The following is a 346-nucleotide window of genomic DNA, read 5'->3' as shown; positions in this document are numbered from 1 at the left end:
TATTCACAGCAGCGGTCACAGTCTCACTACCGATAAAGCCACTTAAGGTACCCAGCGCACTCATGGTGGCGGTGGTTGTGCCATCGTAAGTCTTGTTATTAGCAGTTGCTGTACCGATGGTCAGCGCTTTGGCAGTAATGTTGCCGGTCGTGGTGTTGTTCGCCAAGCTGTAGTTACTTGCTACCCCACTATTGGTGCCACCTGCCAAGGTGTAGCTCACGGTAATGGTTTTGCCAGTACCGACATTTTGATCCGCAAAGGTCGCAGTATTCACAGCAGCGGTCACAGTCTCACTACCGATAAAGCCACTTAAGGTACCCAGCGCACTCATGGTGGCGGTGGTTGT

General features: G+C 52.0%; 1 protein-coding gene. It reads right to left on the bottom strand.

Annotation, left to right across the window (positions count from 1 at the left end; translation table 11 throughout):
- A partial coding sequence (locus ICN40_RS11545; protein WP_216244130.1) for a YDG domain-containing protein occupies positions 1-346 on the bottom strand: 346 nt, incomplete at both ends.

Origin of the sequence: Polynucleobacter sp. Fuers-14, assembly GCF_018882045.1 — a bacterium.
Classification (GTDB): domain Bacteria; phylum Pseudomonadota; class Gammaproteobacteria; order Burkholderiales; family Burkholderiaceae; genus Polynucleobacter.
The sequence above is the reverse complement of the archived record's forward strand: the minus strand, read 5'-3'. Positions and strand labels throughout refer to the sequence as shown.